The organism is Fluviicoccus keumensis (genome assembly GCF_004217445.1).
Lineage (GTDB): Bacteria > Pseudomonadota > Gammaproteobacteria > Pseudomonadales > Moraxellaceae > Fluviicoccus > Fluviicoccus keumensis.
In genome coordinates, this window is record NZ_SHKX01000004.1 from 1 (window position 1) to 20,488 (window position 20,488).

At 59.9% G+C, this 20,488-nt stretch carries 18 protein-coding genes; 10 read left to right on the top strand and 8 right to left on the bottom strand.

What is annotated here, in order from left to right; all coding sequences use genetic code 11:
• The first annotated feature begins 375 nt into the window (after positions 1 to 375).
• From EV700_RS00775 to EV700_RS00785, 3 genes are all read left to right on the top strand, one after another.
• Positions 376 to 762 (top strand): DUF488 domain-containing protein, encoded by a 387-nt coding sequence (locus EV700_RS00775; protein WP_130410462.1) that lies wholly within the window; start codon positions 376 to 378, stop codon positions 760 to 762.
• Between the two features lie 30 nt (positions 763 to 792).
• Positions 793 to 1,575: a PhzF family phenazine biosynthesis protein gene (locus EV700_RS00780; protein ID WP_130410463.1), complete on the top strand. Its 783-nt coding sequence runs from the start codon at positions 793 to 795 to the stop codon at positions 1,573 to 1,575.
• Positions 1,576 to 1,663: 88 nt separating this feature from the next.
• Entirely contained in the window at positions 1,664 to 2,437 is a 774-nt protein-coding gene (locus tag EV700_RS00785) for an enoyl-CoA hydratase (RefSeq protein WP_130410464.1), read from the top strand.
• Between the two features lie 15 nt (positions 2,438 to 2,452).
• On the opposite strand, the gene EV700_RS00790 is transcribed toward EV700_RS00785, so the two are convergent.
• The 3 genes from EV700_RS00790 to EV700_RS00800 form a co-directional block, all read right to left on the bottom strand.
• Positions 2,453 to 2,947, bottom strand: coding sequence for a 3'-5' exonuclease (locus EV700_RS00790; protein WP_130410465.1), 495 nt, complete (start codon positions 2,945 to 2,947; stop codon positions 2,453 to 2,455).
• Positions 2,948 to 3,029: 82 nt separating this feature from the next.
• Positions 3,030 to 5,201 carry a malate synthase G gene (locus EV700_RS00795; protein WP_130410466.1) on the bottom strand — a complete coding sequence of 724 codons (2,172 nt, stop codon included), beginning with the start codon at positions 5,199 to 5,201 and terminating at the stop codon, positions 3,030 to 3,032.
• A 96-nt stretch (positions 5,202 to 5,297) separates the two neighbouring features.
• Entirely contained in the window at positions 5,298 to 6,302 is a 1,005-nt protein-coding gene (locus EV700_RS00800) for a LysR family transcriptional regulator (RefSeq protein WP_130410467.1), read from the bottom strand.
• Positions 6,303 to 6,444: 142 nt separating this feature from the next.
• Between EV700_RS00800 and EV700_RS00805 the strand changes: the two genes are divergently transcribed.
• The 4 genes from EV700_RS00805 (at position 6,445) to EV700_RS00820 (ending at position 12,635) form a co-directional block, all read left to right on the top strand.
• The gene (locus tag EV700_RS00805; protein ID WP_130410468.1) at positions 6,445 to 8,040 is read left to right on the top strand and encodes an isocitrate lyase; all 1,596 of its coding nucleotides are present in this window, start codon (positions 6,445 to 6,447) and stop codon (positions 8,038 to 8,040) included.
• A gap of 195 nt (positions 8,041 to 8,235) precedes the next feature.
• Positions 8,236 to 9,786, top strand: a complete 1,551-nt coding sequence (locus EV700_RS00810) for a high affinity choline transporter 1 (RefSeq protein ID WP_130410469.1) — start codon at positions 8,236 to 8,238, stop codon at positions 9,784 to 9,786.
• A 132-nt stretch (positions 9,787 to 9,918) separates the two neighbouring features.
• Positions 9,919 to 11,730: an aspartate--tRNA ligase gene (gene aspS / locus EV700_RS00815; protein ID WP_130410470.1), complete on the top strand. Its 1,812-nt coding sequence runs from the start codon at positions 9,919 to 9,921 to the stop codon at positions 11,728 to 11,730.
• A 158-nt stretch (positions 11,731 to 11,888) separates the two neighbouring features.
• Positions 11,889 to 12,635, top strand: a complete 747-nt coding sequence (locus tag EV700_RS00820; protein WP_130410471.1) for a YebC/PmpR family DNA-binding transcriptional regulator — start codon at positions 11,889 to 11,891, stop codon at positions 12,633 to 12,635.
• Between the two features lie 84 nt (positions 12,636 to 12,719).
• Here EV700_RS00820 and EV700_RS00825 read toward each other — a convergent pair whose 3' ends face one another.
• On the bottom strand, positions 12,720 to 13,547 hold the full coding sequence (locus EV700_RS00825; RefSeq protein ID WP_130410472.1) for a formate/nitrite transporter family protein: 828 nt from the start codon (positions 13,545 to 13,547) through the stop codon (positions 12,720 to 12,722).
• A gap of 141 nt (positions 13,548 to 13,688) precedes the next feature.
• Here EV700_RS00825 and EV700_RS00830 point away from each other — a divergent pair, with 141 nt between their 5' ends.
• A complete protein-coding gene (locus EV700_RS00830) occupies positions 13,689 to 14,081 on the top strand; it encodes a surface-adhesin E family protein (RefSeq protein WP_130410473.1) in 393 nt (130 codons plus the stop codon).
• Between the two features lie 58 nt (positions 14,082 to 14,139).
• On the opposite strand, the gene cysN is transcribed toward EV700_RS00830, so the two are convergent.
• Both cysN and cysD read right to left on the bottom strand, forming a co-directional pair.
• The gene (gene cysN / locus EV700_RS00835; protein ID WP_130410474.1) at positions 14,140 to 15,576 is read right to left on the bottom strand and encodes a sulfate adenylyltransferase subunit CysN; all 1,437 of its coding nucleotides are present in this window, start codon (positions 15,574 to 15,576) and stop codon (positions 14,140 to 14,142) included.
• Entirely contained in the window at positions 15,576 to 16,505 is a 930-nt protein-coding gene (gene cysD, locus EV700_RS00840) for a sulfate adenylyltransferase subunit CysD (protein WP_130410475.1), read from the bottom strand. Before cysD ends, cysN begins: the two co-directional genes overlap by 1 nt.
• A 123-nt stretch (positions 16,506 to 16,628) precedes the next feature.
• Between cysD and EV700_RS00845 the strand changes: the two genes are divergently transcribed.
• Together EV700_RS00845 and EV700_RS00850 are read left to right on the top strand one after the other, a co-directional pair.
• Positions 16,629 to 17,528 carry a LysR substrate-binding domain-containing protein gene (locus tag EV700_RS00845; protein WP_130410476.1) on the top strand — a complete coding sequence of 300 codons (900 nt, stop codon included), beginning with the start codon at positions 16,629 to 16,631 and terminating at the stop codon, positions 17,526 to 17,528.
• A 29-nt stretch (positions 17,529 to 17,557) separates the two neighbouring features.
• Positions 17,558 to 18,562 carry a preprotein translocase subunit SecA gene (locus EV700_RS00850; protein WP_130410477.1) on the top strand — a complete coding sequence of 335 codons (1,005 nt, stop codon included), beginning with the start codon at positions 17,558 to 17,560 and terminating at the stop codon, positions 18,560 to 18,562.
• Between the two features lie 19 nt (positions 18,563 to 18,581).
• Here the strand turns inward: EV700_RS00850 and EV700_RS00855 are convergent, their stop codons facing one another.
• Together EV700_RS00855 and EV700_RS00860 are read right to left on the bottom strand one after the other, a co-directional pair.
• Positions 18,582 to 19,055 carry a hypothetical protein gene (locus tag EV700_RS00855; RefSeq protein ID WP_130410478.1) on the bottom strand — a complete coding sequence of 158 codons (474 nt, stop codon included), beginning with the start codon at positions 19,053 to 19,055 and terminating at the stop codon, positions 18,582 to 18,584.
• 96 nt (positions 19,056 to 19,151) lie between these two features.
• Entirely contained in the window at positions 19,152 to 20,276 is a 1,125-nt protein-coding gene (locus EV700_RS00860) for a hypothetical protein (RefSeq protein WP_130410479.1), read from the bottom strand.
• Positions 20,277 to 20,488 lie beyond the last annotated feature (212 nt).

A 20,488-nucleotide genomic window follows, 5' to 3' on the forward strand; every position in this document is an offset into this window, starting at 1 on the left:
GGTGTGTGTTTGGCGACTTACACCTTACCATTTGAGGCCAGCCTTTTTACATTGTAAAACAGTTACTTAGTCCTTAAGTAAGTGCCATTCGGCTTATAGGGAGCATTGGACACCTTGTTTTCTAACTTTGATATCTACACCAAATTCGACGCCTTAATTCCCACCCTTGGTGTTAAATTCCGGCGCATCCATTGCAACACACTGAAAGAAAAAGACTTATCAAGTCAGCGTCAAGAAAGTCCGACAAATTCACCCCTTAATTCCAGCCCCCCGATCCTACCCCGCTCGCCCCCAAAAACCAACCCCCGAACCCTGATGACATCCCCCCAAAAACCGCTCACGATATCCCCCAGCCCACACCCCGGAGCCGCCCCCATGACCATCCGCATCCTCCGCCTCGGCACCCCCCGGCACCCCGACGAAGGCCCCCGCCTCGGCACCGTCCGCCGCCCGCCGCGCGGCGTGCTCAAAACCGAATTCGCCAGCGGCAACTGGTACGACGTCTGGTACCCCAACCTGGCCCCCAGCCCCGACACCCTGAAGCTCGGCCAGACCGCCGAAACCCCGGCGCAATGGCAGGCTTTCAGCAAGCAATACCGCCGCGAAATGCAAACCCCCGAAAACCGTCACACCCTCGCCATGCTGGCCACGCTGTCACGCACCGCCAACTTCTCCGTCGGCTGCTACTGCGAGGATGAAAACCACTGCCACCGCAGCATCCTGCGGGAATTGCTGCTGGAAGCCGGGGCCGAAGTCGCCTAGCCTTGACGGTCACGGATCAGGAACCCCGCCATGAAACTGCCGCTCTATCAGGTCGACGCCTTCGCCGCCCGCGCCTTCGAAGGCAACCCCGCCGCCGTCTGCCCGCTGCCACACTGGCTGCCGGACACCGTGCTGCAAGCCATCGCCGAAGAAAACAACCTCTCGGAAACCGCCTTCTTCGTGGAAACGGCAGACGGCTATCACCTGCGCTGGTTCACCCCGGTCGCCGAGGTCGATCTGTGCGGCCACGCCACGCTGGCTGCCGCCCATATCATCTTCCACCATCTCGACAGACCGGAAACCACCCTGCGCTTCCATACCCGCAGCGGCCTGCTTACCGTGCAGCGCGACGGCCCGCAATTGGTCATGGACTTTCCCGCCCAGACACCGGTTGCCTGCCCCGCCCCGCAGGCTTTGCTGGACGGTCTGGGAAAGACACCGCTCGCCGTGCTCGCCGCCGCCGACTACATCGCCGTGTTCAGCAGCGAGGCGGAAATCCACGCCATCACGCCCGATGCCGGGCAATTGCGCCGTCTCGACCGTCGCGGAGTGTGCATTACCGCTCCCGGCGACAACGTCGACTTCGTCAGCCGCTTCTTCGCCCCCAATTACGGGATTGCCGAAGACCCGGTAACCGGTTCGGCGCATTGCCAGTTGATGCCTTACTGGTCGGAACGATTGGGCAAGACCCGGCTGCACGCCCGGCAGGTTTCAAGGCGCGGCGGCGAACTGTCCTGCGAACTTCGCGGCGACCGCGTGCTGCTGGCCGGGACGGCGGTGACCTATCTGCGCGGCGAAATCGATATCGGCTGACCCGCCGGTCAATCTATACAGCTGTTCAGTATCTCCGGAATCCCTATACTTGGGTTCCCTTTTAGCCTGCCTTCAGGAGCCCTTCGCCATGACCGCCCCCACCCTGCTGACCGAGCTGAGCGACCATATCCTGACACTGCGCATCAACCGCCCCGACAAGCGCAACGCCCTGACCCAGGCCATGTACGGCGAACTGGCCGAGGCGCTGCTGGCGGCGGCGGAAAACCCGGAGGTGCGTGTGGTGCTGCTGACCGGCACCCCGGACACCTTCACGGCGGGCAACGACCTGCAGGACTTCCTGCAAATCCCCGGCAATCTGGCCGAAGCGCCGGTCGGGCGTTTCATGGCGGCGCTGTCCGGTTTCCCGAAGCCGGTGGTGGCGGCGGTGAATGGCGCGGCGGTGGGCATCGGCACCACGCTGCTGCTGCATTGCGATCTGGTCTATGTCGGTGAAACCGCGCGCTTGCAGATGCCGTTCGTGAGTCTGGGCCTCTGCCCGGAGTTCACCGCCAGCTATGTGCTGCCGCGCATCATGGGTCATGTGCGTGCTGCCGAACTGCTAATGCTGGGCGAGGCTTTCAGCGCGCAGACCGCGCATGAACTGGGGCTGGTGAATGAAGTGCTGCCCCCCGCCGAGGTGGAGTCCCGCGCCCGGCAACAGGCCTTGCGGCTGGCGCAGCAAGCGCCGCAGGCCTTGCTCACCACCAAGATGCTGATGCGCCGTTTCAGCCAGCGCGGCATGCACGAGTCGCTGGCGGTGGAACTGGAGCATTTTTCGGCGGCCTTGAAGGGCCCGGAAGTGAAGGAAGCGGTCAGCGCCTTCATGCAGAAGCGCAAGCCGGATTTCAGCAAGCTGGCTTGAGGGAACGTTAGCGGATCAGGCTCCGGCCTGGTTCGCGGCAATCACGATGCGGGCGCAGGCTTCCGCGTCCGACAAGGCCTGGTGGTGCACCAGCGGAATGTTCAGGAACTCGGACACCGCCGCCAGGTTCGCCCGTTTCAGCCCCCAGGTTTTCTTCGCCAGTTTCACCGTGCATTCAAAACGCACCTCCGGCATGTCCAAACCGGCGGCCGCGCAACAGGCGGCCAGCACGCCCTTATCGAAGGAAGCGTTGTGCGCCGCGACAAAATCCACATCAGCAAACTCGTCCACAATCGACGGCCACAGTTCGGCAAAAGTCGGTTGATCCGCCACATCCGACCAGCGCAGGCCGTGGATGTGAGTGAAGCGGAAATAGGACCGGGGCGGCCGGATCAGGCTGTAAGTCCGCTTGATGATGGTGTCATTGCGCACGCGCACCAGGGCAATGGCGCAGGCGCTGTCGGCGCCATAATCGGCGGTTTCGAAATCCAGGGCGACGAACTCGGCCATACAAACTTCCCCCTAAAAAAGAAAGGGGACACCAAAGTGTCCCCTGCCGGATCAGCACCGTGTCGCCACGGAGGACCGGGGCTTAGCCACGCTTTGCCTTCAACTGCAGGCGTGCGGCATGCAGCAGCGGCTCGGTGTAACCGGACGGCTGAACCGTACCCAAGAACACCAGATCACAGGCGGCCTTGAAGGCGATGCCGTCGTAACCGGGAGCCATCGGGGTGTAGGCGGCGTCACCGGCGTTCTGCTGGTCGACAATCACGGCCATGCGCTTCAGCACGTCCATCACCAATTCCTTGGAAACCACGCCGTGGCGCAGCCAGTTGGCGATGTGCTGGCTGGAAATACGCAGCGTGGCGCGGTCTTCCATCAGACCCACGTTGTTGATGTCGGGCACCTTGGAGCAACCCACACCCAGATCCACCCAACGCACCACATAACCCAGGATGCCCTGGCAGTTATTTTCCAGCTCGGCCAGCTTCTCGGCGTCGGACCAGTTGGTCTCGGCGGCCAGCGGCGGGTTGAGGATGGTGTCCACGGCATCGCCGGGAACCGACTTCAGTTCGTCCTGACGGGCCTTCACGTTCACCTGATGGTAGTGCAGCGCGTGCAGCGCGGCGCCGGTCGGGCTCGGCACCCAGGCGCAGGTCGCGCCTGCATTCGGGTGGGCCGCCTTGGTGGCCAGCATTTCCTTCATTTCGTCCGGCTTCGGCCACATGCCCTTGCCGATCTGCGCCTTGCCTTGCAGGCCGCAGGCCAGACCGATGGAGACGTTGCGGCGCTCATAGGCGGCAATCCAGGCCTGCTTCTTCACGTCGTCCTTGCGAACCACGGGACCGGCTTCCATCGAGGTATGGATTTCATCGCCGGTGCGGTCCATGAAGCCGGTGTTGATGAAGATGGTGCGTTCGGACGCGGCGCGGATGCATTCCTTCAGGTTGACGGAGGTGCGACGCTCTTCGTCCATGATGCCGACCTTGAGGGTGTTCTTCGGCAGGCCGACAGCCTTTTCAGCGGCGGCAAACAGCTCGACGGCGAAGGCCACTTCTTCCGGACCGTGCATTTTCGGCTTCACGATGTAGGTGGAACCGGCGCGGGAGTTGACCAGCTTTACACCGGCCTTGTCGGTGCGGGCGCGCTGGCTGATCAGGGCGGTGACCAGGGCATCCATGATGCCTTCGAACACTTCCTCGCCATTGACCAGGATGGCCGGGTTGGTCATCAGGTGGCCAACGTTGCGCAGCAGCATCATCGAGCGACCGTGCAGCGTGAACTCGCCGCCTTGCGGGTTCTTGTAGGTGCGGTCGGCGTTCATGCGGCGGGTCAGCATCTTGCCGCCCTTCTCGAAGGACTCTTCCAGCGTGCCGGTCATCAGGCCCAGCCAGTTGGTGTAGCCTTCCACCTTTTCTTCGGCGTCCACGGCAGCCACGGAGTCTTCCAGATCCTGGATGGTGGTCACGGCGGCTTCGACCAGCAGGTCCTTCACACCGGCGGCATCGTCCTTGCCGACCTGATGGCTGGCGTCGACCTGGATTTCCACGTGCAGGCCGTTGTTCTTCAGCAGCACGCCGGTCGGGGCAGCGGCGTCACCCAGGAAGCCGACGAACTGGGCGGCGTTCTTCAGGCCGACCTTGGAGCCGTCCTTCAGGGTCACGGCCAGCTGGCCGTTTTCCACGGCATAGCGGGTGGAGTCCACGTGCGAGCCGGAAGCCAGCGGGAAGGTCTCGTTCAGGAACTTGCGGCCGAAGGCGATGACCTTGGCGCCGCGCTTCGGGTTGTAGCCCTTGCCCTTTTCGGCACCGTCGGCTTCATCAATCACGTCGAAGCCGTACAGGGCGTCGTACAGCGAGCCCCAGCGGGCGTTGGCGGCATTCAGGGCGTAACGGGCGTTGCGCACCGGCACCACCAGCTGCGGACCGGCCAATTGGGCCAATTCTTCATCCACGTTTTCCGTGGTGATCTGGAAGTCAGGGCCTTCCGGCACCAGATAGCCGATCTCCTGCAGGAACACCTTGTATTCGGCGCGCGGGAAGGACGGGTTGGCGCGATGCCAGGCGTCAATCTTGGCCTGCAGGTCATCACGCTTCGCCAGCAGCGCCTTGTTCTTCGGGGTCAGTTCGGTCACGACCTGTTCGAAAGCGCTCCAGTAAGCGTCGACGTCAACACCGGAACCGGGAATGGCCTGGTTGACAATGAAATCATACAGTTCCTTGGCAATGGCCAGGTTACCGCGCTGGATACGTTCGGTCGTCATGGAAGTTCACCTGATTGAAGTGAGCGGGGGAAAAATCGGAAGGGCAATAGTGTACCGAAAAACCGGCCCGGATGCCATTTCACGGGCCGGTTTCGTTCAGTCTTCGTAACGCGCGGACATGTGGCTGTGAATAATGGCCTTATCCTCTTGCCGCCGCTCTTCCTCTATAAGCTGCCGGGCGACAAACAGGATCAGTTGCCGCAGCCAGCGGTGCGCCGGGTGATGGTGCAGCAGCGGGCACCACGCCATTTTCAACTCGAACTCAGGTATATAGAATGGCGGCTCCTTGATCACCAGCCGCAGGTTTTGCGCCTGCAGCCGCGCCACCCGTGTCGGCAAGGTGGCGATCAGGTCGGCGTTGGCAGCCAGCAAGGCGGGCATCTGGTAATGCCGGGTGAAGATGCTGATCTTGCGCTTCTTGCCGATGCGCGCCAGCGCCTGGTCAATCCAGCCCAAGCCGCCGGATTTCTCCGGGTTGACGCCGAAGCCCACGCCCATGCCGGTCTTGCTGACCCAGATGTGCTGCGCTTCCAGGTACGACTTCAGGTTGAAGTGGTCAATCATGTCGCTGTCGCGGTGCAGCAGGCAGGAAAAGCTGTCCTGCCACACCAGCACCTGATGGAAGGACTGCGGGATTTCGTTGAAGCGGTTGATGGCCATGTCGACCTTGCCCTGCTCCATGTCGCGATAGCTGACATCGGAAGGCGTCAGGAAGTCCAGCACCACGTTCGGCGCTTCCGAGCGCATCGCCTTGACCAGCGCCGGAATCAGCGTCGCCTCGGCATAGTCGGACGCCATGATGCGGAACACCCGGTTGCTGCTGAGCGGCCGGAACTCGGTGCGCGGCTCCAGGATCTGGCTCAGGTCGGACAAAACCTCGCGGATGCTGGGCTGCAATTCCAGCGCCCGCTCGGTCGGCGTCATGCCTTCGCTGGAGCGGATCAGCAGCGGATCGTTGAACAGCGTGCGCAGGCGGCGCAGGATGTTCGACATCGCCGGCTGGGTGACGCCCAGCTGCTCCGCCGCGCGGGTGACATTTTTTTCCCTAAGCAAAACATCAAGATACGTCAGCAAATTAAGATCGACGCGTTCAAGATTCATGAAATAAATACCGAAGATCAAGATGATAAATTAGCGAAATTATGCCACAAACTTTAGACTTCGCCACATTCTCGTTGATACGACTTTTGTCTGAATCGCAAAGGCCGTCTCGGCATCAACCCACCAGCAACAGGAAAACGTCATGACTACGTACGCCTCTGCACTCGAACACGTCCGCGCCGTCAAGGCCAAGCTCGGCGGCACCTGGGGTGCCATTCACCCGGAAGATGCGGCCCGCATGATCGTGCAGAACCGCTTCCGCACCGGTCTGGACATCGCCAAGTACACCGCCGCCATCATGCGCAAGGACATGGCTGAATACGATGCTGACAGCAGCAAGTACACCCAGTCCCTGGGTTGCTGGCACGGTTTCATCGCCCAGCAGAAGATGATTGCGAACAAGAAGTACTTCGGCACCACCGACAAGAAGTACATCTACCTGTCCGGCTGGATGGTTGCCGCCCTGCGTTCCGATTTCGGCCCGCTGCCCGACCAGTCCATGCATGAAAAGACCTCGGTTCCGGCCCTGATCGAAGAAATCTACACATTCCTGCGCCAAGCTGATGCCCGCGAACTGAACGACCTGTTCCGCGCGCTGCAAAAGGCCGAAGATGCCGGCGACAAGGCCAAGGCTGCCGAAGTTGAAGCCAAGATCAACGGCTTCCAGTCGCATGTTGTGCCCATCATTGCCGACATCGACGCCGGTTTCGGTAATGAAGAAGCCACCTACCTGCTGACCAAGAAGATGATCGAAGCCGGCGCCTGCGCCATCCAGATCGAAAACCAGGTCTCCGACGCCAAGCAGTGCGGTCACCAGGCCGGCAAGGTCACCGTGCCGCACGAAGACTTCCTGTCGAAGATCAACGCCGTGCGTCTGGCCTTCCTGGAACTCGGCATTGACGAAGGCGTGATCGTCGCCCGTACCGACTCCGAAGGCGCCGACCTGACCCAGAAGATCCCGGTTGTGAAGAAGGCCGGCGACATCGCTTCCCAGTACATCAGCTACCTGGACACCAAGGAAATCGACATTTCCGAAGCTCAGGAAGACGAAGTGCTGATCAAGCGCAACGGCAAGCTGCACCGCCCGACCCGTCTGGCTTCCGGCCTGTACCAGTTCCGTGAAGGCACCCAGATCGACCGCGTGGTCCTGGACTGCGTCACTTCGCTGCAGAACGGCGCTGACATGCTGTGGATCGAAACCCCGACCCCGAATGTCGCGGAAATCGCCCACATGGTCAACCGCGTGAAGGCCGTGATTCCGAACGCCAAGCTGGTTTACAACAACAGCCCGTCGTTCAACTGGACCCTGAACTTCCGTCAGCAAGCCTATGACCGTTTCGTCAAGGAAGGCAAGGATGTGTCCGCCTACGACCGCGCCAAGCTGATGGACGCCAAGTATGACGGTACCGAACTGGCCAACGCCGCTGATGAAATGATCCGTACCTTCCAGGCCGATGCTGCCCGTGAAGCCGGTGTGTTCCATCACCTGATCACGCTGCCGACCTACCACACCGCCGCCCTTTCCACTCACGAGCTGGCTCAAGGCTACTTCGGCGAGCTGGGCATGCTGGCCTACGTGGCCGGCGTGCAACGCAAGGAAATCCGTCAGGGTATCGCTTGCGTGAAGCACCAGGCGATGGCCGGTTCCGACATCGGCGATGATCACAAGGAGATGTTCTCCGGTGACAACGCCCTGAAGGCCGGTGGCACTGCCAACACCATGGGTCAGTTCAGCTAATCGCTGACACCTTACGGTGTGATGAAAAGCCCGCGCAAGCGGGCTTTTTTTTGGGGCAAGACAGCGATTCGCTATTCCCATCCGCCGGATTGAAGATGAAAATCCGTCTTGTTCAACCAAACACGAATCTGAAGCAACGGCGCTTCATTACACTCCACCGTTTAACCCGCATTCAACACAGACGGGAGGTCATCCATGCTGCTATGGTTCGTTGTCGCCTATTGGGTCATTTCGGTTGCTATCGGTCTCTGGGCCTCGCTCCGGGTCAAGAACACCAGTGATTTTGCCGTTGCCGGCCGCCAACTCCCCTTTTACATGGTTACCGCTACCGTATTCGCCACCTGGTTCGGCTCGGAAACCGTACTGGGCATTCCCGCCACATTCCTCAAGGAAAACCTGCACGGCGTGGTTGCCGACCCCTTCGGTTCGTCGCTGTGCCTGATTCTGGTGGGCATCTTTTTTGCCGCGCCGCTGTACCGCATGAAGCTGCTGACCATCGGCGATTTCTACAAGCGTCGCTATGGCCGAGGCGTGGAGGTACTGACCACCATTGCCATTGTCCTGTCCTATCTGGGCTGGGTCGGCGCACAAATCAGCGCCTTGGGCTTGGTGTTCAACATTGTCTCGCTGGGCAGCATATCCGTTGTCACCGGCATGTGGATCGGGTCGGCCACCATTCTGGTCTATACCTTCTTCGGCGGCATGTGGGCGGTGGCGATCACGGACTTCATCCAGATGATCATCATTGTACTGGGCATGCTGTGGATCGGCGGTGAAGTGGCCGGTCAGGCCGGAGGCGTCGGCACCGTGGTCCAGCATGCGGTCGATCATGGCAAGTTCGACTTCTGGCCCAAGGCCACCTTCCCCGAAATTGCGGCCTTTGTCGCGGCCTGGTGCACCATGATGTTCGGCTCCATGCCGCAACAGGATGTGTTTCAGCGCGTGCAGTCCGCCAAAACCGAAAAAATCGCGGTTTGGGGTTCCATCCTCGGCGGTTCGCTGTATTTCATTTTCGCCTTTGTGCCGATGTTCCTGGCCTATTCCGCCACGCTGATCGACCCAAAAATCGTGGAAGCCAATCTAGCCGAAGGCGGCGATCCGCAAATGATCCTGCCGACACTGGTGCTGAACCATGCCCCGATGATTGCGCAGATACTGTTCTTCGGCGCGCTGCTGAGCGCCATCAAGAGCTGCGCCTCGGCCACGCTGCTGGCGCCGTCCGTCACCTTCACCGAGAACATCCTGCGTGAAATGTTCCCGATGAACGACAAGCAGCTGCTGCGCGCCATGCGGATGGTCACGCTGGTGTTTACCGTGCTGGTGACGCTGTATGCCATCAATTCGGACGCCAGCATTTTCAAGATGGTGGAAAACGCCTATCAGGTAACTTTGGTCAGCGCTTTCATTCCGCTGGCCTGCGGGGTTTACTGGAAGCGCGCCACCAATCAGGGTGCGCTGTTCGCCATCTTCGCGGGCACCACGCTGTGGCTGGCATTGACGTTCTCGGCCACCATGACCCCGGCGGAAATCCACAAGCTTCCCAGCGGGCTGGACTGGCTGATCATGCTGATCCAGCCTTTGCAGGTATTCACGCCGCAAGGCGCGGGCCTGATGGCCAGCGCTTTGGGCATGATCATCGGCTCGCTGCTGCCGCAAATGTTCAAGCATGATCCGGACGCGCACCACCGCCTGCGCCACGGCCATCATGCCCACGACAGCCGGCGCAAGGCCGTCGGCGGTCACTGAGACTCACCCGCACCACGGAACAGGCCCGCTCCGGCGGGCCTTTTCTATGCATCAGCCGTTCAAACCGCGCGCCGTTTCAGGCATAATTGTCCCCTTTTTATTAACAATGACAACGTGTAGGCAGAACCTATCATGATGCGTACGCATTACTGCGGCAGCTTGACCGAATCCCAAATTGACCAGACCGTGACCCTGTGCGGCTGGGTGCATCGTCGTCGCGATCACGGCGGTGTGATTTTCCTCGACATGCGTGACCGGGACGGTCTGGTTCAGGTCGTGATCGATCCGGATACCCCTGAAGCTTTCGCCCTGGCCGACAAATCGCGCAGCGAGTTCGTGCTGAAGATCACCGGTCGCGTGCGCCGCCGTTATGCCGGCACCGAAAACGCCAATATGGTCAGCGGCCAGATCGAAGTACTGGGCAAGGAAATCGAAATCCTCGCCACCTCCGAAACCCCGCCCTTCCCGCTGAACGACGAATTCGTCAACGTCGGCGAGGAAATCCGCCTGAAGTACCGCTTCCTCGACATGCGTCGTCCGGAAATGCTGCAGCGCATGCGCTTCCGTTCGCAGGTCACCAGCAAGATCCGCACCTATCTCGACAAGCACGGCTTCCTGGATGTGGAAACCCCGGTGCTGACCCGCGCCACCCCTGAAGGCGCGCGCGACTACCTGGTGCCGTCCCGCACCCAGCCCGGTTCGTTCTTCGCCCTGCCCCAGTCGCCGCAACTGTTCAAGCAGCTGCTGATGGTGTCCGGTTTCGACCGTTACTACCAGATCGCCAAGTGCTTCCGTGACGAAGACCTGCGCGCCGACCGCCAGCCCGAATTCACCCAGATCGATATCGAAACTTCGTTCATGTCCGATGAAGACATCATGAACGTGACCGAGGGCATGGCCGTCGAACTGTTTGACGAGCTGATGGGCATCAAGTTCGGTCCGTTCCCGCGCATGACCTATGCCGAAGCCATGCGCCGCTATGCGTCCGACAAACCCGACCTGCGCATTCCGCTGGAGCTGGTGGACGTGGCCGACCTGCTGAAGGACGTGGATTTCAAGGTCTTCGCCGGCCCGGCCAACGATCCCAAGGGGCGTGTCGCCGCCCTGCGCGTGCCCAAGGGCAATGAACTGTCGCGCGGCAAAATCGACGAATACACCAAGTTCGTGGGCATCTACGGTGCGCGCGGTCTGGCTTACATCAAGGTCAACGACACCAGCAAGATCAACAACGGCGTCGACGGCAAGGAATCGGGCCTGCAGTCCCCGATCATCAAGAACATCAGCGATGCCGCGCTGCAGGAAATCATCACCCGCACCGGCGCGCAGAACGGCGACCTGATCTTCTTCGGCGCCGACAAGGCCAAGGTGGTCAACGACGCCCTGGGCGCGCTGCGCGTGCGTCTGGGTCACGACCTGAACCTGCTGACCTGCGAATGGGCGCCGCTGTGGGTGGTCGACTTCCCGATGTTCGAGGAAACCGACGACGGCAAATGGACCTCTGTCCACCACCCGTTCACCATGCCGCACGGCAGCGTCGAAGACCTGAAGGCCAACCCCGGCTCCGCCACCTCGGTCGCCTATGACATGGTGCTGAACGGTACGGAAATCGGCGGCGGTTCGCTGCGTATCTATAACCTCGACATGCAAAAGGCCGTATTTGAAGCCTTGGGCATTGGTGAAGAGGAAGCCCAGGAGAAGTTCAGCTTCCTGCTGGACGCGCTGAAGTACGGCGCGCCTCCCCACGGCGGCCTGGCCTTCGGCCTTGACCGTCTGGTGATGCTGATGACCGGCGCGACTTCCATCCGCGACGTCATCGCCTTCCCCAAGACCAAGAGCGCCGAATGCCTGATGACCCAGGCTCCCGCGCCGGTCGAGCAAAAGCAACTGCGTGAACTGGGTATTCGCCTGCGTGAAAAGGCGGCGGAACAGCCGCAGCAATCGTAAGACCAGAACGCCTTCCCCACCCGTGGGGGAAGGCCGGGATGGGGGTGCGGAACGTCGCCGAGACATGCCTTTGGCTTGGCAACGACCACAGCACCCCTCTCCCTGACCCTCTCCCACAAGGGGAGAGGGAACTCTCAATAACCATAAAGGAGACTGTCATGGCCGGTCATTCCAAATGGGCCAATATCAAGCACCGCAAGGACCGTCAGGACGCCAAGCGCGGCAAGATCTTCACCAAGTACATTCGCGAAATCACCGTCGCATCCCGGTTGGGAGGCCCGTCCGAAGCGGATAATCCACGCCTGCGCGCCATTGTCGCCAAGGCGCTGACCTCCAACCTCAGCCGCGACATCATCAACCGCGCCATCCAGCGCGGCGCCGGCGGCGGCGATAACGATAATGTTCAGGAAAACACTTACGAAGGCTATGGCGTCAATGGCGTCGCCGTCATCGTCGAAACCATGACCGACAACGTCAACCGCACTGTCAGCGATGTGCGCCACGCCTTCAGCAAGTGCGGCGGCAACCTGGGCACGCACGGCTCGGTGGCCTACATGTTCAGCCAGCGCGGCGAAATCACCTTTGAAAACGGTGATGAAGACAAGATCATGGAAGTGGCGCTGGAAGCCGGCGCGGAAGACGTGATCAGCGAGAACGGCAGCGTCGTCGTCATTACTACCCCGCAAAGCTTTGGGGCAGTGGAAGACGCCCTGAGCGCCGCCGGGTTGAAAGCCGATAGCGCGGAAGTCACCATGCATGCCGCGACCCAGGCCGAGATTACCGACGTGGAAGCCGCGCAAAAAGTGATGAAGCTGATCGACATGCTGGAAGATCTGGATGACGTGCAAAACGTCTACAGCAACGCCAACTTCAGCGATGAAGTGATGGAAGCGTTGAATGCCTGAGGCGGTTCTGAGGGCTGTACGAACATAAAAAATCCGGCGCTGAAGGCCGGATTTTTTATGGCGGTTACCGCCCCTGCCCGGCCATTATTTGCCGGATTTGTTGGCCTGCCGAACGTAAATGACATAGTAAACCAGCCCGACCAGCACACTTCCCCCCACCAAATTGCCCAGAATGACAGGGAACAGATTTCCCAGAAAACCGCCGACCGTCAACGCGGGTTCGGGCGGAACTTCACCAGCCCACTGCAACAACATAGCCAGGGGAAAGAGATACATATTGGCGATGCTGTGCTCGAAACCGGCCGCCACAAACAACGTCACCGGCAAGAAAACCGCCGCCAGTTTGTCCAGCACGCTGCGACCGGCGAACGCCATCCAGACCGCCATGCACACCAGAACATTACACAACACGCCCCGGAAGAAGGCCGCCGCCGGAGACAGCGACGCCTTGGCCACCGCGATCTTCAGGTATTGCGCAGCAATCGCGCCGCCATTCAGGTCCGCGTGATGGGACAGGAATACCAACAGCGCCAACCCCGCCGCGCCGATGAAGTTGCCGGTACAGACCACCAGCCAGTTCCGCATCAGCTCCCGGGTCGTGATCTTGCCGTCCGCCCACGCCATCACCAGCAGATTGTTCCCGGTAAAAAGCTCGGCTCCGGCCACCAGCACCAGGAACAGCCCGACCGAAAATACGGCCCCTCCCAGCAATTGCGCGGCCACAAAGCCGAGCGAGGGGTCAGACTTCACCAGGACAAAGCCCATGGTGCCCAAGCCGATGAAGGCCCCGGCCAGAATGCCCAGCATCAACATGCTCAGCAACGGCAGGCGGGCCTTGGCCACGCCAACCGTCTCGACCCGAGCGGCGATTTCCTTGGGTGCGAAAGCATCAGATCCGTAAATGTCAGGCATGGTCTTCCTTTTGGCGGTGGTTACGCATGATGGGCGCTGGATACCGAATCCTTACTGAAAAGTCACTTTCAGCCGGAAAGGGATGGTTCTATGATCGGAATTGTACCTTTCCCCTGCTTCCCGACTACAGGAATAATAACCATGAGAATCCTGCCCCTGGCCCTGCTGGCCGCCCTGCCGCTATTGGCCCATGCGGAAACCTGGTCGCCCGCCGCCTCGCGTGATGGCGATACCTGGACCGTGGATACCGATTCAATCAAGTCACTGACAGTGGCCGGTAAGACGGTGAAGCAGGTCAGCGTTCGCGCCAAGTACAAGGAAATTACCGAAGATCTGGGACGGCAATATAACGAGGTCCAGACGACCGACATTTACGACTGCGCGGGCAACACCTCGGCCACCCGCGAGGAAAAGCAGTCGCTTTCCGGTAAACCCGTGCACAGCCGCACCACCCCGGACGATCAACTGGAGTACATCGACATTTTCCCCAACACCGCCAGCGCCGATATTGCCAAGGTGGTGTGCGGAAAATAGCCATGAAAAAGCCGCCGCTCCGGCAGGAGCGGCGGCTTGGCGAATCTCAACCGGCGGCTTACTTGAGCAGCTGGCTGATATCCTTGGCTTCCCAATGCGGGAAATATTTGCGCACCAATGCGTTCAGCTCGGTTTCAAAAGCGCGCAGACGGCTCAGCTCATCTCCTTCGGCAACGGCCTGCTCGCCATGCGCGGGCGCGGTAATCATCCCGGCTCCGGCAGTCGCATTGCTCATGCGGTCGATGATGATCAGGCTGCCCGTGCCGCGGCAATCACGATAGGCGTCAAAGACGGCCGGAGCGTTAACCACGATGCGGCATAAGCCGATTTCGTTCAGGCCCAGTTGCTCGGCGGCGGAGTGGGACAGCGAATTGACGTCGATACGGTGCAAAATGCTTTCCACGCGTCCGAACACGGCCTTGCCCGCCAGCTTGAAAGCGTATTCCTTGCCCGGCTGCAGCGGATTCTCGTTCATCCACACCACATGGGCATCGAAGGCGGTCGAGACATTCGGCGCACTTTCATCGGCGCGCACGATCATGTCGCCGCGTGAAACGTCGATTTCACGATCCAGCGTCAGCGTTACGGCCTGACCGGTAAAGGCCAGTTCCGTTTCGCCGGAAGCGCCCAGCACCGTTTTCACCTTCGCCTTCTTGCCGGAAGGCAGCGCCACGATATCGTCGCCCGGACGGATTTCACCCGAAGCCACCGTACCGCAGAAGCCCCGGAAGTCGAGGTTCGGACGGTTCACGTACTGCACCGGCAGACGGAAGGCGTCCAACGACGTGTCATGGGTAACCTGCACGCTTTCCAGCAACTCCATCAACGTTTCGCCGCTGTACCAGCCCATGCCGGCGGAACGGGTAATGACGTTATCGCCGCGCAAGGCGGAAACCGGCACGAAATGGATATCCGGAATGTTCAGCTCAGCGGCAAACTCGCGGTATTCCTCGCGGATGCGGTTGAAGACATCTTCGCTGAAGTCGACCAGATCCATCTTGTTGATGGCGACGATGACGTGGCGGATGCCCAGCAGGCTGACGATGAAGCTGTGACGGCGGGTCTGCGTCTGCACGCCGCGACGCGCGTCGATCAGGATCACCGCCAGGTTGCAGGTGGACGCGCCGGTAGCCATGTTGCGGGTGTACTGCTCGTGACCCGGGCAGTCGGCAATGATGAACTTGCGCTTCTCGGTGGAGAAATAGCGGTAGGCCACGTCGATGGTGATGCCCTGCTCGCGCTCGGCCTGCAAACCGTCCACCAGCAGCGCCAGGTCGATATCCTGGTCGGTGGTGTTGTACTTCTGCGAGTCCTTCTTGATGGCGGCCAGCTGGTCTTCAAAAATCAGCTTGGAGTCGTGCAGCATGCGGCCGATCAGGGTGGACTTGCCGTCATCAACGTTGCCGCAGGTGATGAAGCGCAGCAGATCCTTGTTTTCGTGTTGCTTGAGATAGCCCAGGATATCGGAGGCGATCAGATCGGATTGGTGAGACATTAGAAGTACCCCTCCATCTTTTTCTTTTCCATGGAACCGGCGGAGTCGTGGTCAATCACACGGCCCTGGCGTTCGGAAGTCTTGGTCAACAGCATTTCCTGGATGATTTCCGGCAGCGTCTGCGCGGTCGATTCCACCGCGCCGGTCAGCGGATAGCAGCCCAGCGTGCGGAAACGCACGTTCTTGGTCTGGATCTTCGCCTTTTCCTCATCGCTCAGGTACTGCAGGATGCGATCGTCGTCGATCATGATCAGCGTGCCGTCGCGCTCGATGACCGGCCGTTCGGCGGCGAAGTACAGCGGCACGATTTCGATGTTTTCGAGATAGATGTACTGCCAGATATCCAGCTCGGTCCAGTTCGACAGCGGGAAGACGCGAATGCTCTCACCCTTGTCGATCTTGGAGTTGTAGATATTCCACAGCTCGGGACGCTGGTTTTTCGGGTCCCAGCGATGGTTGCGGTCGCGGAAGGAATACACGCGCTCCTTGGCGCGGGACTTTTCCTCGTCGCGACGCGCGCCGCCGAAGGCCGCGTCGAACTTGTACTTGTTCAGCGCCTGCTTCAGGGCTTCCGTCTTCATCACGTCGGTATGCTTGGCGCTGCCGGCGGTGAAAGGATTGATGCCCGCCTTCACCCCTTCTTCATTGGTGTGGACGATCAGGTTCCAGTTATGTTTCTTCGCCATGTAATTGCGGAACTTGATCATCTCCTGAAACTTCCAGGTAGTGTCCACATGCATCAGCGGAAACGGCGGCGTGCCGGGCGCGAAGGCCTTGAGCGCCAGATGCAGCATGACCGCCGAATCCTTGCCGATGGAGTACAGCATCACCGGGTTTTCAAACTCGGCGGCGACTTCACGGATGATATGGATCGACTCGGCTTCCAGCTGCTTGAGATGGGTCAGTCGTTTTTGCGAAAGGGTAGCCATCGAAGGGACCTGCAGGTTGAGGGGGTGCGCCAACGGCGACCCCGGTTTCGATGTGCGTAGTCTAGGCGTTTTGATCCATTTATGAAAATATACATTATCGATAATTGTCATAGGCTTTGATCTATGGACCGCCCTTCAACGCTACGCGCCACCACCCAGCAGTTACGGGCTTTTGAAGCCACCGCCCGCCTGCTTTCCGTCACGCGCGCCGCCGAGGAACTGCACATCTCGCAGCCGACGGTTTCCATCCAGCTGCGCGAACTGGCGGACCAGGTGGGCCTGCCGCTGTTCGAACAGCACGGCAAACGGCTGCAACTGACCCCGGCCGGGCTGGAAATGCAGGATACGGTCAACGAGGTATTCGCCTTGTGGTCGCGCTTTGAGTCGCGGGTGGCGGAGATCCGGGGGGTGCGTCGCGGCACGTTGCGACTGGCCGCCGTCACCACGGCGGAATACCTGCTGCCGCAATTGCTGGGACCGTTCTGCGATACCTATCCGGGAATCGAAGTGCAATTGGCGGTGGAAAACCGCGAAACCATCCTGACCCGGCTGGACCGGGGACTGGATGAACTGACGGTGATGATGATGCCCCCGCCCGATCCCCGCTTGCGCACCGAACCTTTCCGCGACACCCCGCTGGTGGTGATCGCGGCGCGGCATCACCGGCTGGCGGGCCGGCGCGCCAGGCTGACCGACTTGTCCGAAGAGCGCTGGCTGATGCGGGAAAGCGGCTCCGGCGGGCGATTGCTGGCGGAAGAGCATTTTGCCCGCGAGGACTTCCGGCCGCGCGTGGCCATGGCGCTGGGCAGTAATGAGGCAATCAAGCATGCCGTCGCGGGTGGACTGGGGGTGGCCGTGCTGTCGCGCCATGCCTTGGGGGATGACCCGGAGCGGGATAACCTGTGCGTGCTGGATGTGGAAGGATTTCCGTTGCGGGGCGAGTTCAGTTTTGTAATGCGGGAGGGCCGGAAATTGAGTCCGGCGGCGCGGGCTTTTTTGGAGTATGCATGCGGGGCGGGCTAATCCTGATTCATCACCAGTGTGTTTGAGGTATGCATCCTGTCGGATTTCAGCGGCAGGAACTGGCGCAGAAAGCCCTGTCCGCCCTGCACTCCTTTCACCGCGACCAGCACTACATTCTGGCGCAAGACAAAGTACAGATCGTGGACGAGTTTACCGGCCGGGTGATGGCCGACCGCACCTGGGAACGCGGCCTGCACCAGATGATCGAAGCGAAGGAAGGCTGCGAGATTACCGGGCAGCGCCGCACGCTGGCGCAGATTACCTACCAGCGTTTTTTTGGCCGTTACCTGCTGCTGGCGGGCATGACCGGCACGGCCAAGGAGGTGGAGCCGGAGCTGAAGCGCGTGTATGACCTGTCGGTGGTGCGCATTCCCACCCACAAACCCAGCCGGCGGCGGCGACAGCCGGACAAGGTGTACGCTACGCCGGAAGCACGCTGGCAGGCGGTGGCGGACCGGGCGGCGCAAGTGGCGGCCGCTGGGCGCTCGGTGCTGATCGGCACGCGGTCGGTGGCGGCGTCGGAGACCTTGGGGGAATTACTGGCTGATCGGGGCATCAGCCACCGGGTGCTGAATGCGCGGCAGGATGAAACCGAGGCGGAGTCGGTGGCGCTGGCGGGTCAGCCGGGGGCCATTACCGTGGCCACCAACATGGCGGGCCGGGGCACGGATATTAAGCTGGCCAAGGAAGTGGAGGCCCAAGGGGGGCTGCATGTGATTTTGACGGAGTTTCATGAAAGCGCGCGGGTGGACCGGCAGTTATTCGGGCGGTCGGCGCGTCAGGGTGATCCGGGGTCGGTGGAGGCGATGGTATGCTGGCGGGATGAGGTTTTTGTGCGCTTTGCGCCGTGGTTGAGTTTGCTGGTGCGGAGATTAATGGCGAACCGGGTAGAATCCGGCCTGCTGTTCCGTTGGCTGGTGGCCTATGCTCAGGGGAGGTCGGAGCGGGAGGGCCGAAGGGAGCGGTTGGAGACGGTGAAACGGGACAGGAAGTGGTTGGAGGCGTTGGGGTTTGTGGGGAGGGCTGGGAAATAGCCCCCTCCTCGATTCCATATCAGATCATAGAAATGGCGGTAAACGCCATCGGAGTGGCCGACGGGTCATGAATGATGGCATCCACATCTTCTACAAAATAATCCAGACGGGGCTCGTTGGTGGGGCCCCAATTGGCGCGGCCATCCGGTCGGAACTCGGCGAGGATGGCCAAGGGTTCCTGTGTTAATGGATCTATGCCCCGTTCCAAACAAAATATCCGGATATTGCCATCAGGGTTACGGAAGGCACCCAAATACCACGCTTCACTTCGCGCCTGGGGGGGCGGAAAGGTCAATACCACCGCTTCGGACTCTTCTCCTTCAGGTCGATACCAAATAGAGAGTCCTTTGCCAGGGATACGGTCGAGTTCGGGAAGATCACTGGCAACATGCTCCCATAATCGTAACAGGAAGACTCCGCCATCAGCTTCGCGATAAAGTGCAAAGGTTTCTTCTGGCTCTGTCAACATCAGACGAGCCAGCAGATATTTCATATGGATAATGTGCTTACGTGGTTCCATTGCAATGACCGGTCTCTTGACTGCTGTACACACGGCGAATGACAGCAGCCAAGACTAAAGGGTTGATAATTATACGATCGGCTTGACTTCATTGCGGAGATACGCCGCAAAATCGTTAAACCTAAGATCACCCAGCCAGAATGCACCAACTTCCCTTTTATTTTTATCCAGCCTGTCAATGACCGCCTCAAAGTCAGGCCGCCCAACCAGCCGTGCCAGAATAGCGCAGAGCGCAACAGATTTTGTTTCCGAGATTGAACGACTTGACGCAGTGACACCATTATTGAAAAATTCATCCAGTGTAATCAGGTTGTCCAACGCGTTCACAGGGGGCAGAATCTTTTCATCAAGGATCCTGATCACCTCACCAGCCTGCTGGGAAGGTGGCCACCCCTTCATCCCGGCAATTACCTCCATGTCGTCTCCAAAAATCAATGGAAGCCCATAATATCCAACTTTGAAAGCATCATCGGGAGAAACCCGCTTCTGGAAGAACTTATAATATACTCTCGATATCTCAGGATGGAAAATGTAAAGCTCGGGCAATAGCTCAAATTTACCAAGCTCTTTAAACATGTATATTCTGAAAGATATCTGGATTTCCCCTATCTTCCGCGTCCAGACAAAACCCTGGTATGTCGCATCCTGTTTAATTACATGAAACTTGGGGTCTTCATCAGGTAGATAGCCATGTCTAGCAAACAAGTCAGTGAACTCAGACAACCACAGCTTCCAGAACTTCGTCACCGTGGTAGGCTCGCCCGCATTCAACAGCGCCTTCTTGCGCAAGTCCGCCTTGAATTGCGGCCAGTCCTCAGCCCACTGCTCAGGCACCACCCCGGTGCCGGGTACAAAACCGAACCAGCGGTCCTCAATACAGACCGCCACACCGCACTTGTCCGCCGTTTCAACCACGAACTCCAGCACCTCCTCCCAGCTTTCGGGCGGCAGGTCCAGCGATCCCGCCGCGCAGTTCTGACGGATGAATTCCTCTTCCAGGGTCTCGTATGCCCCAAAGAGTTCAGGGTTCTTGGCGGCCTTGGCCGCCATCTTCTTGCCAAAGGACAGCAACTTGCGACTGGGCTGACAGGAGACTTCCGACAACTCCCACGATTGATGCACCATATTGGTGAATGGGCCACTGACCACACCATGCACGGCGGCATCCCAGACACGAACCAGCGATTCACCCATGTCACACTCCTTAAATTCAATCAAAATTATGAGGTCAGCCTGCCCGTGCCAGGTTGAACCTGTTCAGGCAGGCACATAGTATCTCAGCCTATTTGGACCGCAAAAAGGGGTCAGACACGAATGGCACTTACTTAAGGACTAAGTAACTGTTTTACAATGTAAAAAGGCTGGCCTCAAATGGTAAGGTGTAAGTCGCCAAACACACACCCAAC